General features: G+C 71.6%; 11 protein-coding genes. 7 read left to right on the forward strand and 4 right to left on the reverse strand.

Features of this window, described 5'->3' with window-relative positions:
* Positions 1-91: 91 nt before the first annotated feature.
* From J8G10_RS14605 to J8G10_RS14630, 6 genes are all read left to right on the forward strand, one after another.
* Positions 92-1090 carry a formylglycine-generating enzyme family protein gene (locus J8G10_RS14605; RefSeq protein ID WP_285814334.1) on the forward strand — a complete coding sequence of 333 codons (999 nt, stop codon included), beginning with the start codon at positions 92-94 and terminating at the stop codon, positions 1088-1090.
* Positions 1087-1449, forward strand: coding sequence for a YidH family protein (locus J8G10_RS14610; protein ID WP_251446382.1), 363 nt, complete (start codon positions 1087-1089; stop codon positions 1447-1449). Before J8G10_RS14605 ends, J8G10_RS14610 begins: the two co-directional genes overlap by 4 nt.
* On the forward strand, positions 1446-1787 hold the full coding sequence (locus J8G10_RS14615) for a DUF202 domain-containing protein (RefSeq protein ID WP_251446385.1): 342 nt from the start codon (positions 1446-1448) through the stop codon (positions 1785-1787). The genes J8G10_RS14610 and J8G10_RS14615 overlap by 4 nt, the downstream gene beginning before the upstream one ends.
* 39 nt (positions 1788-1826) lie before the next feature.
* Positions 1827-2483, forward strand: a complete 657-nt coding sequence (locus tag J8G10_RS14620; protein WP_251446388.1) for a histidine phosphatase family protein — start codon at positions 1827-1829, stop codon at positions 2481-2483.
* A gap of 78 nt (positions 2484-2561) precedes the next feature.
* Positions 2562-3914, forward strand: a complete 1353-nt coding sequence (locus tag J8G10_RS14625) for an HNH endonuclease signature motif containing protein (RefSeq protein ID WP_251446391.1) — start codon at positions 2562-2564, stop codon at positions 3912-3914.
* Between the two features lie 112 nt (positions 3915-4026).
* Positions 4027-4443 carry a hypothetical protein gene (locus J8G10_RS14630; RefSeq protein WP_251446394.1) on the forward strand — a complete coding sequence of 139 codons (417 nt, stop codon included), beginning with the start codon at positions 4027-4029 and terminating at the stop codon, positions 4441-4443.
* Here J8G10_RS14630 and J8G10_RS14635 read toward each other — a convergent pair.
* The 4 genes from J8G10_RS14635 to J8G10_RS14650 form a co-directional block, all read right to left on the reverse strand.
* Positions 4367-6883, reverse strand: coding sequence for an HAD-IC family P-type ATPase (locus J8G10_RS14635; RefSeq protein WP_251446397.1), 2517 nt, complete (start codon positions 6881-6883; stop codon positions 4367-4369). The two genes, J8G10_RS14630 and J8G10_RS14635, sit on opposite strands and share 77 nt — an antisense overlap.
* Before the next feature lie 155 nt (positions 6884-7038).
* Positions 7039-7560 carry an FHA domain-containing protein gene (locus J8G10_RS14640; RefSeq protein WP_251446399.1) on the reverse strand — a complete coding sequence of 174 codons (522 nt, stop codon included), beginning with the start codon at positions 7558-7560 and terminating at the stop codon, positions 7039-7041.
* A 333-nt stretch (positions 7561-7893) separates the two neighbouring features.
* Positions 7894-9909 carry a primary-amine oxidase gene (locus J8G10_RS14645; protein ID WP_251446402.1) on the reverse strand — a complete coding sequence of 672 codons (2016 nt, stop codon included), beginning with the start codon at positions 9907-9909 and terminating at the stop codon, positions 7894-7896.
* Positions 9910-10025: 116 nt separating this feature from the next.
* The gene (locus tag J8G10_RS14650) at positions 10026-12557 is read right to left on the reverse strand and encodes a glycosyltransferase (RefSeq protein WP_251446405.1); all 2532 of its coding nucleotides are present in this window, start codon (positions 12555-12557) and stop codon (positions 10026-10028) included.
* A 127-nt stretch (positions 12558-12684) separates the two neighbouring features.
* On the opposite strand from J8G10_RS14650, the gene J8G10_RS14655 reads away from it, so the two are divergent.
* The gene (locus tag J8G10_RS14655; protein WP_251446408.1) at positions 12685-14286 is read left to right on the forward strand and encodes a glycosyltransferase family 39 protein; all 1602 of its coding nucleotides are present in this window, start codon (positions 12685-12687) and stop codon (positions 14284-14286) included.
* Positions 14287-14336: the final 50 nt, after the last annotated feature.

Raw genomic sequence — 14336 nt, forward strand, 5'->3', positions numbered from 1 at the left:
GCGGTCGGACTCGCGGACCCCGTCACGGGCACTCCCGGAGCGAGGTGAGTCGGGTTCGCTCCGCCCGGACCGAAGCGGGGATGATGGATCCATGGCCGATTCCCCCTCCTGCGGTCCCGACTGCGCCTGCGGCGCTCCACCGCGCTCCGTTCTCACAGGCGACCGTGCCGTGCTGCCCCTGCTCGGCGCGCCGAGCGCGGACGAGGAGAAGGCCGCCGGGCGGCACCTGATCGCTCAGGCGCGGGTCCCGGCCGGATCCTTCGTCATGGGCGACTCCTCGGGCGACGAGAACCGCGGCGACGGCGAGACTCCCCGGCACCGGGTCGCGCTGGAGGGGTTCGAGATCGACGCGACCACGGTCACGAACGCCGACTTCGCCCGCTTCGTCGAGGCCACCGGGTATCGCACCGAGGCCGAGGTCTTCGGGTTCTCGGCCGTGTTCCACCTGGCCGTGAGCGCTCCCGACGCCGACGTGATGGGCCCCGCCGCCGGCACCCCGTGGTGGTACGGCGTGCGCGGCGCGGACTGGGCGCACCCGGGTGGATCCGGTTCGGATCTGGACGGGCTCGCCGACCACCCGGTCGTGCACGTGAGCTGGAACGACGCGGTGGCGTACTGCGCCTGGGCCGGCCGGCGGCTGCCCACCGAGGCGGAGTGGGAGTACGCCGCCCGCGGAGGGATCGACGGGGCGAAGTATCCCTGGGGCGACGCGGAGCCGGATGACGGCGGCTGGCGCACGAACATCTGGCAGGGCGCGTTCCCGCGGGAGAACACCCTCGACGACGGCTGGCTGACCACCGCTCCCGTGCGGGCCTTCGCCCCGAACGGCTACGGCCTCTTCCAGCCGGTCGGCAATGTCTGGGAGTGGTGTGCGGACTGGTTCGATCCGCGAGCCTACGAGCGGTCGGCCGAAGCGGATCCGCGCGGCCCCTCGCTCGGCGCGGCGCGGGTGCTGCGCGGCGGCAGCTACCTCTGCCACATCTCCTACTGCAACCGCTACCGCAACTCCGCGCGCAGCTCGAACACCCCCGACTCGTCGATGGGCAACGCCGGGTTCCGCACCGTCTCGCTCCGAACGGAGAACGCATGAGCACCAGCCGCTTCCCCCGGCGCGTCTACGACCGCGGCGAGGAGCCGGACGCCCGGTTCACCCTCGCGAACGAGCGCACGTTCCTGGCGTGGATCCGCACCTCCCTCGCCCTGCTCGCGGGCGGCGTCGCGCTCGAGGCGCTCGGGCTGGGCATGCACGCCGGCTTCCGGCACGCGGCGTCGATCCTGCTGATCGTGGCGGGGCTGCTGACCCCCGTGCAGGCGTGGCTGGGCTGGATGCGCACCGAACGGTCGCTGCGGGAGTCGACGCCCCTGGGCCCGCCGTGGATCGCGATCCCGCTGGTGATCGTCGTCGTCGCGACCGGCGTGCTGGTGCTGCTCGGGGTGCTGCTGGCGTGAGTGGGGATCCGGAACGGGTCTTCGACCCCGGCTTGCAGCCCGAGCGCACCGCCCTGGCGTGGCGGCGCACGGCGCTCGCCCTCGCCGGGGGATCCGTCGTGATCATGCGGATCCTCCCGTCCGTGATCGGCGGGGCGGCGCTCGTGCTCGGCTTCGCAGGGCTCGCCCTCGCCGTGGTGGTGCTGGTCGGCTCGCATCGGCGCTACCGGCGCCAGCATCGGGCTCTCACCTCGACCGAGCCCGTCGTGCTGCGCTCGGGCTGGCCGGTCGCCGCGCTGACCGGCGCGACGCTCCTCGTCGGCGTGCTCTGCCTGCTGTTCGTGCTCGGCCGGGGCTGAACGCCGCGGCGGCAGAGCCGGAGGGCGTACGGTGGCGAGGTGGAGACTCTCGACCCCCTGCCCGACCATCCCGCTCCCGACAACCCGCAGGGCAAGCTCGTGCTGCTGCGCCACGGCGAGACCGAATGGTCGCGCAGCGGGCGGCACACGGGGCGCACCGACATCCCGCTCACCCCGCGCGGAGAGGAGCTGGCCCGGCTCGCGGGAGCGCTCGTGACGGGCTACGACTTCCGGCTCGTGCTGTCCTCGCCCCTGCAGCGCGCCCGCCGCACGGCCGAGCTCGCGGGCTTGCACGCCGACGTCGACCCGCTGCTCGTGGAATGGGACTACGGCGGCTACGAGGGGCGCACCACCAAGGACATCCGCGCCGAGCTCGGCTACAACTGGAGCGCGTTCACGCACGGCGTGATCCGCGGCGAGACCCCGGGGGAGACCGTCGAGGAGGTCGCCGCGCGGGCCTCCCGGGTGCTCACCCGGGTGCTGCCGGCGATGGTCGACGGCGACGTCGCGCTGATCGCCCACGGTCACTATCTGCGGATCCTGACGGCGGTGTTCCTGCGTCAGGCGCCGCGCTTCGGCGCCGCGATCACGCTCGATGCCGGATCCGTCTCGGTGCTCGGCTTCACCCGGGAGCAGCCGGCGATCCTGGCCTGGAACCACGGGCCGCAACTACCGCTGGCGCCGTCCGAGTCCTGAGAGAAAGATTCGATGCTGGTTATCCACAGATCTCGTTCTCGCCCTCTGACTGCCGCACGTGCGTTCTAGTCTGAAGGCATGACCAGAACCGCCGATTCGTACCTCGTCCGCAGCGACGAGATCGTCGATCGGTGCCGTGAGCTCGACCGTCGGATCGCGGCGCTCGAGGCGGAGAAGTCCGCGCTGCTCGGGCAACGCGTGCAGCTGCTGCTCGACGAGGTGCCTCCGGGCGCCGCCGGGTTCGAGAGCGCGGAGCGGTCGATGTTCGCCGAGGTGGCCGCCGCTCTGCACATCTCCCGGGCGGCGGCCTCCCGCGCACTCGCCACGGGCTGGTCGCTCGGCGACCGCTTCCCGCAGACGCGGGCCGCGCTCGCGACGGGCGAGATCTCGCTGCGGCACGCGGCGGTGATCGTCGCGGGCGCCGCCGCCCTGGACCTCGCCGATCGCGACGCGCATGCCCGGTATGAGGGCCTCGTGGTGCCCTATGCGGCAGCGGAGACCGCCCCGCGGACCGAGGCGTTCGCGAGGTCGGCGGCGGCATCGGTCGCCCCCGAGACCGTCGTCGAGCGGCATCGCCGCGCTCGGGCCGACCGCCAGGTGCGCGTCACCGATGCCGAGGACGGGATGGCGTGGCTCGAGATCCTGCTGCCGTCGCCGCTGGCGCATGCCGCCTACGACCGGGTGTCCGCGATCGGACGTCAGCTCCGGGTCGTCCGCGCCGCGCAGGACTGCGGCGCGTTCTCCGGCCCGCGCGCCCCGCAGCCGGGGCAGGCTCCCACCGACGACGACTGGCGTCGTCTGACCTCGTTCGAGAGCATCGTCGACGAGCTGCAGGAGCCGCTCACGGATCCGCGCAGCCTCGACGAGCTGCGGGCCGACATCGTCTCGGATCTGCTGCTCACCGCCGACACCGACCTGCTGACGCAGAACGGGGTCGACGGGATCCGGGCGACGGTCCAGGTCACGATCGCCGCGTCCACCCTCGCGGGAGCCGACGATCGGCCCGCCGAGCTCGACGGGCACGGGCCGATCGACCCCGACATCGCCCGGGCGCTCGCGGGAGGGGCAGGGACGTGGGACCGGCTGTTCCTCGATCCCCGAGGGATGCTCACCCGCACCGACACCTACGCACCGACCGAGCGGATGCGCCGCCTCCTGCGCGCGAGAGACCGGCACTGCCGGTTCCCGGGCTGCCGCATGCCCGCCCGCAGCTGCGACCTTGATCACAACCACGATCACGCCCTGGGCGGACCGACGGACCTCTGCAATCTCTGCTGCCTGTGCGAGGGGCATCACGCGCTGAAGCATCCGGACCTCGACGACCGCTGGCGGTGGACCGCGGCGCAGGGGCCCGGGGGAGTGATCACCTGGACCAGTCCCGGGGGACGGACCTACGCCGACACTCCGCCCCCACGTGTCCAGTTCGTCTGATCCCACCCCCACAATTGAGTCGTCCCCCTGAGCACGGCCTATGGCTCGTGCTCGGGGGGACGACTCGGAGGAGAAGGATTCAGGGCCCGACGCCGCCCGCTACAGTGAGCGCATGACCGCCCCACCGGCGTCCCGGCGCCCGTTGCTCATCACGCTCGTGGTCGTGCTCGCCGCGCTGAACGGCATCGGCAGCGCACTCGTCGGAACGCTGATCCTGCTGAGCCGGTACGACGTCCCCGCGGACGACGTGCTCGCGGTGTCGCTGATCGGCGCGGCCGTGATCCTGTTCGGGCTGCTGACCCTCGCCATCGCCGGCGGCATCGGGCGCGGCAGCCGCCTCGCCCGGCTGCTGGCGTCGCTCTATCTCGGCGCCCAGCTGCTGCTCGGCGTGCTGACCTTCACCCTCACCGACTGGGACTGGTGGGGCGTGGTCGGGATCGCCCTCGACCTGCTCACGCTCCTGGCGCTGTGGCTTCCTCCCGGGGCGCGCTATTTCGCGCGTCCGGCTCAGGCTGCTGATCCGGGCTGAGCGCACGCAGCACGAAGCGGGTGTGCACGAACCGCACGATCTCGATGCCGCAGATCGTCAGGATCGTGATCATCGCGACGAGGTAGGCGGCGTCGCGCCCGGGATCCACGAGCGCGAAGAACGTCGTCGCCAGGGGAACGGTGAACACCACGACGAGGGCGAGGAACATCGCCCCGATCACCAGCACCTTGAGGCGCGTGACCGGGCGGGACAGCACCGTGAGCACCCAGATCCCGACCACGGCGAGGATCAGTGTCGCGCCCGTCCTCAGCCGGTCCGCAGGCACGCCGAGATCGGTCGCGAGGCGCGCGTACACGGTCAGGGCGAGCGCGATGAGCACACCGGCCGGGATCGCGAAGCTCAGCGAACGGCGCAGGAACCCGGGCAGGTAGCGCCGGCTGTTGGGCATCAGCGCCAGGAAGAACGCGGGGATCCCGATCGTCAGGCCATCGGTGATGGACAGCTGCCGGGGCAGGAACGGGAACTCCATCACGAGAACGCCGAAGAGGATCGCGAGCCCGGTCGCGTAGGCGGTCTTGGTCAGGAACAGCATCGAGACGCGCTCGATGTTCGCGATCACCTGCCGGCCCTGGGCGACGACGTCCGGCAGGTGCGAGAACTGCCCGTCCAGCAGCACCAGGCGCGCGACCGCCTTCGTCGCGGGCGAGCCGGAGTTCATCGCGATGCCGATGTCGGCCGTCTTGATCGCGAGGGCGTCGTTCACGCCGTCGCCGGTCATCGCCACGACGTGGCCGTGCGACTGCAGCGCCACCACCATGCGCTTCTTCTGCTCCGGCGTGACGCGGCCGAACACCCGATGCTCGTCGAGCACCGTCGCGAGTGCGGCGCCGTCGTCGGGGAGGCTGCGCGCATCGAAGCCGTCCGCGGCGTCGAGCCCGACCTCGCGGGCGATCGCCGCGACCGTGCGCGGGTTGTCACCGGAGATGATCCGGATCCCGACGCCCTGCTCGCGGAAGTACGCGAGCGTGTCCGCGGCATCCGGGCGCACCTGCTCGCGGAAGGTGAGCACCACCACGGCCGCGAGGCGCTCCGGCAGGGTCTCCGCCGCGATCTGCTTCTCGGTCAGCGCCGTCCCTGCTCGGGCGAGCACGAGCGTGCGGCGGCCCGTGTCCGCGAGCCGCGACACGACCGCCCCGAGCGGGTCGGCCGGGTCGGCGGCGGCGTCGCCGAACACCATCTCGGGCGCGCCGAACACCCAGGACTCCCCGGTGCCGGGGAACGACACCGCGCTCCACTTGCGGGCCGAGGAGAACGGGATGGTCGCCGGCTCTGCGCTTCCGGGTTCGGCGACGGGGAAGGCGTCGCGCAGGGCGCGGGCCGTGGCGTTGGCGTCGGGGGCGGCGGCGTACCAGCCCAGCACGGGCCGCCAGCCGGCGGAATCGGGTCCGGCGGCGACGGGGTGGGCCTCGTCGAACGCGATCTCGCCCACCGTGAGGGTGCCGGTCTTGTCCAGGCACACGACGTCGACCCGCGCGAGGCCCTCCACGGCGGGCAGCTCGTTCACGAGCACCTTCTGCGCAGCCAGGCGGGCGGCGCCCACGGCGAACGCGATGCTCGTCATCAGCACGAGGCCGAGCGGGATCATCGCGGTGAGCGAGGCGATCGTGTTCACCACGGCCTGCACCCACGCGCCGGTGCGGAACGCCTTCTCGTAGCCGCCGGCGACCATGACCTGCGCGTTGAACACGAGCAGCCCGATCGGCCCGATGAGCCAGCTCATCCAGCGCAGCACCCGGTCCACCGAGGTGCGCAGCTCGCTCGAGACGAGGGAGAAGCGCTTGGCCTCGCCGGCGAAGCGATTGGCATAGGAATCGGCGCCGACCCGGATCACCTGCGCCCGGGCGGACCCCGCGACCACGATCGAGGCCGACAGCAGCTCGTCGCCCGGGTGCTTGTCGACCGGGTCCGACTCGCCGGTGAGCATCGACTCGTCGACCTGCAGCGCGCGCGTCGTGAGCACCCGCGCATCGGCGGCGATCTGGTCGCCCGCGCGGAGGATCAGCACGTCGTCGAGCACCACCTCTCCGGAGGCGATGTCGCGTTCCTCGCCCTCGCGCAGCACGGTGGCGTGCGGGGCGTTCAGCAGGGCGAGCTTGTCGAGCGCGGCCTTGGCGCGGAACTCCTGGATGCAGCCGATGATGGCGTTGCCGAAGGCGGCGAATCCGAACAGCGCGTCCTGCCACCGGCCCACGAGGAACAGCACGAAGAAGCACGCGAACACGATGCCGTTGAAGAGCGTGAAGACGTTCGCCCGCACGATGTTCCAGGCGCTGCGGCTGGTGTCGGCCTGGAAGGCGTTGTCGCGCCCGTCTGCGAGGCGTGCGGCGACTGCGGCGTCGTCGAGACCGGTCGTCGGGTCGGTGTCCGGGGTCGCCCGCGGTTCGGTCGCGGACGATCCGGCAGGCGACGGTGCGGTCATGCGTCGGACCTTGTCCGCGCGGTTCTCGCGCGCGGGGGACAGGCTCCGGCCGCGGAGCAGACCTGCGGAACACCCTGCACATCGACCTGGAACACGCGGCCTCCTTCCGACGCCCCCAGTATTCCGCAGAGCGGGGCGCCGTGGGGAGGCGCCGGTCAGTCCGCGTCGTGCGTGTCGTCGCTGTGGTCGTCCGCGGGAGGGACCGGCACCGCGGGGATCGCTCCGGTGTGCCCCTCACTCGCGTAGTCGGGCCGCGGCGGCTGGCGACGCTGGTGCGCCCCCTCGCCGCCCAGACGCCCGCCGTATGGACGGCCGTGGTCGGCGAACTCGTCCCGGACGAAGACGAAGCGCCACTCGCCCGCGGTGAACCGCGCGCCCGTGTGCAGCGTCTCGACCGGTCGCCCCTCCTCCTCGGCGGCCTTCGCGATGTTCGCGCTGGTCTGCCCCTGCCCGATCATCTCCAGGTCGTAGTCGTCGTATCCGTCGTGCCGGATGACCGCGTGCACCGCCGCGAGCCCGGCGAGACGGATCTGGCAGTCCGTACCGGATCCGATGCGCGTCTCGTCGTCGACGATCTCGTGCACGAACCGGGCGTCGTCGGATGTGATCAGCAGATGCGGGTGTCCCGCACCCCAGTCGGCGTGCGTGGTGGTGCCGCGCTGCTCCTGCGTGTTCATGATCGGGCCTCCTTCGCGGAGGCCGGGCGGCACGGACGCTGCTCCAGGACGTTCAGCCGTGCGTCGCCCTGGTCTCTCGCATACCGCGATCGTAACCCCGTCGGCAGCGCACGGCGCCGGATCCGGAAAGGCCGTGAGCGGGAGCCGTAAGCCCGGGGTCGCCGGGTGGGCGGGGTTTCCGGGGTCGTCGAGCGAGCGGAGCGGGACGAAACGCGGTGTCCTCGAAAGAGCACCGCGTTTCGTCTCGCCCGGCCTTCGGCCGTGCTCGCTCAACGACCTCGGGCAGGGGCATTCGCCATCTCGTTCGCCGGGTCGCGCGGACCCTGAGCGGCCTCAGCCGTGGTGGTCGTGCTGATGGCCCTCGTCGTGACCGTGCGCGTGCCCTCCGTCGGAGCCGTGGCCCGCGCCGTGATCGTGCCCGCACCGGCACTCGCCGTCGCCGCAGGCGCAGGCCGCGCCCTTGATCGTGCGGGGGGCGTCCAGCGAGGGGTTGCGGTCGAAGAACCCGAACGGCTTGAGCCAGAACGAGATCGTGTCCGCCGGCATGATCGGCCAGTCCTCGGCGCGGGTGATGTGGTGGATCCCGAAGTTGTACCAGAGCACCACGTCCTCGTCGACGAGGTTCTCGTCGTCCGCGATCCACGCCGACATGCCGTTGTGGAGGTCGTCGACCGACTGGGTGGGGTAGTCGCCGGCCGGCCAGAACTGGTCGTCGTGATGGCGGGTCACCCAGAGGGTCTTGCCGATGACGGGGTTGCGCTTCAGGATCGGCGACGCCTCGTCGAACATCGCCGGGAACGATGCCGAGGGCACGAGCTTGTAGGCGACGGGCGCGCCCCAGGCGTTGAGCTTGCTCGGGTTCTGCACCTTCCAGCCGCGCTGGCGCTCCCAGTCGAAGCTGCGGCCCGCCTCGGACTCCGAGCGGATGACCGTCGCCCGGGTGTTGAGATCGAGGCCGAACGGGTTCGACTCCGAGATCGGCGCGGGCATCGAGTCGGATTCGATGACCGTGTTGCCGCCGCCGTCGACGTCCAGGTCGAGCCGGGCGATGAGGAAGTGCTGATGGAACGGCGCGTAGGTGCGGGTGTCGATCGTGGTTCCCGTGGCCTTCGCGGTCTCGCCCTCGGCCATGGGGGTCGTCACCATGATGCCGGTGGCGCGCACCTCGCACTCGATGTTGCCGTCCTGGTAGAACCGCCAGTACACGAGGTACTCGTAGTTGGCGACGGTCGCGTGCACCGAGACGACGAACCGCCGCTGCCGGCGCACCTCCGTGCCCGCATCGGGGTCGACGTGCTTCCACAGCACGGCGTTGTCCTCCTCGTGCAGGCAGATCGCGTTCGTGATCGTCCAGGGCTGGCCGGCCGTGTCGGGCAGCACCGCGTCGAGGTAGGTGATCTCGCCGAGGCAGTCGCAGCCGAGCTCCAGCGAGGTGCACATGTAGCCGAGGCCCCACTCGCCGACGTCGAACGCCGTGCGGCGGTAGTGGTCGAAGCTGGAGTCGCGGTACGGCACGATCATCTCGGCGAACGAGAGCCGGTAGGCGACCTCGCGGCGGGTGCCCTGATCGTCGAAGCCGACCTGGTAGATCACCGGCCCCTCGCGGTAGTTGAAGCCGAGACGGAAGTCCCAGTTCTGCCACTGGATCCGGGATCCGTCCACCGTGAACGAGACGCCCTCGGGCTGCACGATCTGCAGCGGCTTCAGGTCGGTGCGCGGCGTGATGCCGGCCAGCTCGGGCACGTACTCGCCGTGCACCTCGGGGAAGCCGAAATCGTGGTGATCCTCGATCTCGAGCACCTCGAGGGTGTTCATGTCGACGATGATCTTCAGGCCGCTCACCGGGTGCGCGTACGGGTTGCCGTCCGGTGTCGCCCGCATCCACAGGTCGACCCAGCCGAGGCGCCGATCCCGCCATTTGTCGGGGATCACCGCGCCCCCGTAGGTCCACACGTCGAAGAGCACGAGGTCGACGTCGACGCCGCGGGCCTCCAGGGCGGCGCGCACCTCGGGGTTCTCCTTCATCGCGTGGTCGCAGTCGTGGTACTCGTCGATCGTGAAGTTCGGGGTCACGCCGGGCACGTGCGTCCACGACTCGACGGCGTCGTCGGTGAGGTTGACCACGGCCTCGTACACCTCGTTGGTCTGCTTGCGCCAGAGCACCGAGAGCGACCGGCGCACGACCGGATCCCCCTCGCGCCAGGCCTTCACCTCGGCCTTGGGCGGCTCCTTGAGGATGATCGACGCGTACCGCCAGCCGGCGTCGACGCCGTGCTCCCGCGCGAGCGCGGCGGCGGTGGCGGAGAACTCGGCCCCGGTGAGCGAGTCCAGGGGGTGAGGTGAGGTCATGCTGCTCCCCGTTCGATCGTTCCTGGGCGCGCCTCATCGCGCATCCCAGCGGACTTCGAGTCTGCCATCACCGCCCGTCGCGGCGCGAGAGGCGCGGGTCCCGATCTGCGGGGCCCTCAGCGGTCGAGCAGCGCCTCGAACTCGGCCTTGACGTCGGCGCGGTACGCGTCGACGTCCAGGGTCGCGGCCGGGACGTCGCCGTCGAGGAACGCCGTCATGCCGGCCGCCAGCGCGTCGTCGTCCTGCTCGACGATGCGGATGGCGCCGTCGGGGAGTGCTCCGTAGACGGATCCGAACGCCGTCGAGACGATCGGCAGCTCGCAGATCGCGGCCTCGAGCAGCACCATCGGCTGCCCCTCGTACAGGCTGGACAGGACGAAGCAGTCCGACGCCGCGAGCAGCGCGTACGGGTTGCGCTGCGCGCCGGTGAGGAAGACGGCCTCGCCGAGACCGGCGTCGTCGATCTGCTGCTGCAGGTCGGCGCGCAGCGGCCCCGCGCCGACGATGAGCAGACGCGATTCGGGGTGGGCGGCGTGCACCTTCTCGAAGGAGCGGATCAGGCGGGCGTGGTTCTTCTCCGGGCTCAGCCGGCCGACGGTCACGAACCAGCGCAGCTCGCCCTCGTCGGCCTGGAGCGCCTCGTACCAGTCGGGCCGCGGCGGGATCTCCTGGTCTGCGGCCTCGAACTGCGCGTCCGACTCGGCGAAGAAGTCGCTGAGGGGGCGGCGTGCGCCGCGGGTGACGTGCTCGACGTCGGGGAAGTTGCGCACCGTGCGGAAGCGGTCAGCGGGGGCGTACTGGGCGAGTTCCGCACGGTTCAGCCGGGTGAGCTGGTGCGACACCGACACGAGCTGGTCGTACTCCGAGTACATCGCGAACACGGCCCCGAGACCCCGCTTCATGCTGGCGCGCCCGTTCACGGTGCGCTCGCGGTCGGAGGCCATCTCGTTGTGCATCCAGATGGCGCGCACCGGACCCGGGCCGCCCTCGCGCGGCGCGGGGGCGTGCAGCAGCAGGGTGGTCCACAGCGGGCCGTAGCCGCTGAAGTCGGCCACCCAGTCGAAGCGCGCATCGCCGAACACGCGCATCCACTCGTCGTTCCACAGGTTCTCGTGCCACGGCTCGGTGCCGGGGGTGCGCGGGGATCCGCGCCAATCGTCGATGCGGCGGCGCAGGTGCACGGCCTTGGATCCGTTCATCCCCCCGATGCGGAACACCTGGCGCACCTCGGCGGGGATGCGCGCCTGCGTCAGCGGGTCGGTGCTGAGCCGGCGCTTCGGCAGCAGGGCGGTCACGTCGTAGCGGCTGTGGTCGATCGCGCCGAGCAGGTTCAGCGCGCTGGTGGTGATGCCGTTCGGCTTCATGCCGCCGAGGTAGACGAGAAGGCGCTTGCGGCCGTCCTCTGCGGCGGGGCGGGCGCGATAGCCCTCGCGGGCGCCGCCGAACACGATGTCGACCACGCGGGCGGTCGCCCCGCCGTCGTCGAAGGGGGTGAACCGCTCGGCCCATGAGGCGTACTGCGGGTGCGGCTCCGCGCCCTGCAGCAGCGCGGCGAGGGCGCGGCCGGTTCCGGCGGCGTCGGCGTCGACCGGGCCGGGCAGCGTGTCCAGCGGCATGTAGGTGCCGCGGCCCGAGGAATAGAGGTCGGCGTCGGGCGTGAAGAACGCGATCGGCCGGCCGGTCGCGAGATAGTCGAAGAAGATCGACGAGTAGTCGGTGACCAGGCCCGCCGAAGCTCCGAGCAGCACGTTGGTGGGGATCGTGTTCGGGGCGAGCGAGCGGGCGAGCGCCGGCCGCGACGCGGCGCGGGCATGCACGATCTGGTGCGTCTTCAGCACGACAACGTACTCGTCGCCGACTCCCGCCTGCAGATCCGCCAGCTGGGCGGCCAGCTCGTCGATGTTGTCCTCGGGGTCGTCGAAGGAGCTGCCGCGCCAGGTGGGCGCGAACAGCACGATCGGCTTGCCGTCGAGCGCGACGCCGCTGCGCTCGAGCTCGGCCCGCACCGATGCCTCGTCGGCGGCGTCGAGCCGCTGACGGTCGATGCGCGGATACCCCTCCTCGATGAGCGTGCCGGGGTAGACGTTGGTGAGCCGGTAGGCGCCCTCGTACATGGTCTCGGCCATGAACGGGTTCGCGGCCAGCAGGTAGTCCGACATCAGGAAGTTGCGCAGCGTGTTCGCCGACTGCACGGCGCCCGCGGGCATGTCGAAGCCCATCAGCTTGAGCGGGGTGCCGTGCCAGGTGTTCAGATAGACCTGATCCTCCCGCTTCCCGAACCAGGTGGGGAACGTCGCGTTGTTGATCAGCCAGCCGCTGACGGCCAGCGCCTGACGGTAGGACGCGGATCCGCGGCGCACGAACGAGACGCGGCGGTCGGAGCCGAACTCGGCGCGGAAGCGCTCGATCGCGTCGTCGTCGGCGATCGCCCAGACGTGGGTGAGGTGCGCATAGGCGGGGTCGGCGAGCAGGTGGCGGAAGATCGCCTCGGGGTTGCACAGCATGCCGTTGCCGGCGAACGACTCGTACAGCACCTGATCGGGGCGCACCGGACGGGAGCGCCAGAACGCGATGCGCTCGGCCTCGACCGCCCGCTTCAGGCGTCGGGCAGTGGACTTCAGGCGCCGCGCGGAGGAGGAGAGGGACACGCAACAAGGATATTGGGCGCACGCCGAGCGAACGCTCGGAGAACGTCGGGTGGACGGACGGTGACGGGGCGGCCCGTTGACAGGGACCTCGGAGCAGCGGCCCAGCAGAGGCCGCTACCCTCGGGGCGTGACCTCCTCCGCTGTCGGCACCGCCTCGGAGCGGTCCCTCCCCGCCTCGGCGCGGGTGACGGCCGATCCGCGGCGGCTCGGACTGTGGGCCGGGCTCCTGGGGCTGTTCGGGGTCGCGGCCAGCGCCGCCGGATCCTGGATCCCCTCGCTCTGGGGCGACGAGGCGGCGAGCCTCATGTCGGCGACGCGTCCGCTGTCCTCGCTCTGGCACATGCTGAGCTACGTCGACGCCGTGCACGGGCTGTACTACGTCGGACTGCACGCGTGGATCGACGTGTTCGGACCGAGCGCGTTCTCGATCCGCTTCCCGTCGGCGCTCGCGATCGGCGTGTGCACCGCGGCCGTGGTGTGGCTGTGCGGGCGGTTCGAGCGGACCTGGTTCGCCGTCGTCGCCGGGGTGTTCACCGCGCTCGAGCCCCGCCTGATCTTCGCGGGGGAGGAAGCGCGCTCCTACGCGATCGGGGCGGCGTTCGCGGCCGTCCTGCTCGTGCTCCTCGTCGAGATCGCGCGGCGGCCCGGCCGGGCGGTGTGGTGGTGGGTCGGCTACGCGGCGGTGCTCACGGTCGCGGTCTGGACCTTCCTCTATTTCGCGCTCATGGTGTTCGCCGCCCTCGCGGTCGTGCTGCTGTCGCCCGAACTGCGACGACGCTGGCGAGCATGGGCTCTGAGCACCGGGATCGCCCTCCTGCTGTGCACGCCCCTGGCGTGGTTCGGCTTCCTGCAGCGCCGGCAGATCGCCTTCCTCGCGGTGCGTGAGTCGGTCACCCCCGAGGTGGTGCTGAAGAACATGTGGTTCCAGGAGTGGTGGTTCACCGCGATCGCCTGGGCCCTCATCCTCGTCGCCGTGGTCGTGTTCGTCCGCGAGGTCGTGCTCATCCGGCGCGGTGGCGGCCGGCTGTGGCGCACCCCCGGGGTGCGCCTCGAGGTGGTGGCGCTGAGCTGGATGATCGTGCCGATGGGGCTGCTGCTCGCGGTCACCCCGTTCATGGCGGTCTACACCGCCCGCTACGGAACGTTCTCGGCGCCCGGGGTGGCGATCGTGATGGCGCTCGGGGTGCGTGCACTGGCCCGGATCGGCGATCGATCCGGCGGCGGGGCGGGCGCGCGGGGGTGGGCCGGCTCGCGGCGCGGGGCGTGGTTCGCAGGGATCGCGATCGCGGCGGTCGTGATCGCCGCCGTGCCGGTCGCGGTGCTGCAGCGCGGCCCCTATGCGAAGAACCAGTCGGACTGGAACGACATCTCCGCCTTCATCAGCGCGAACGCCGAGCCGGGCGACGGGATCGTGTTCGACGACGGTGCCCGGCCGTCGCAGCGCACCCGCCTGGCGAAGGCGACGGATCCCGCCGCGTTCCGCAACACCGCCGATCTGCTGCTGAAGACGCCGTATCAGAAGTCGTACACCTGGTACGACCAGACCTACGGGATCCCCCGCGCGGCGGGCATGGGGCGCTTCGACGGGGTCGAGCGGGTGTGGGTGGTCGAACTGCGCTTCGACGGCGTCGTGGACTCCTGGGGGCTCAGCGACCTGCGCGAGCTCGGCTACCGCGAGACCGCGCGCCACGACGGCGCCGGGAGCGTGATCCTGCTCTACGAGCGCTGAGGATCGGACCCGCGACAGGGGTCGTCGAGCGATCACGGGGGGAGGCAGCG

Source organism: Microbacterium sp. USTB-Y, assembly GCF_023703415.1.
Classification (GTDB): Bacteria; Actinomycetota; Actinomycetes; order Actinomycetales; family Microbacteriaceae; genus Microbacterium.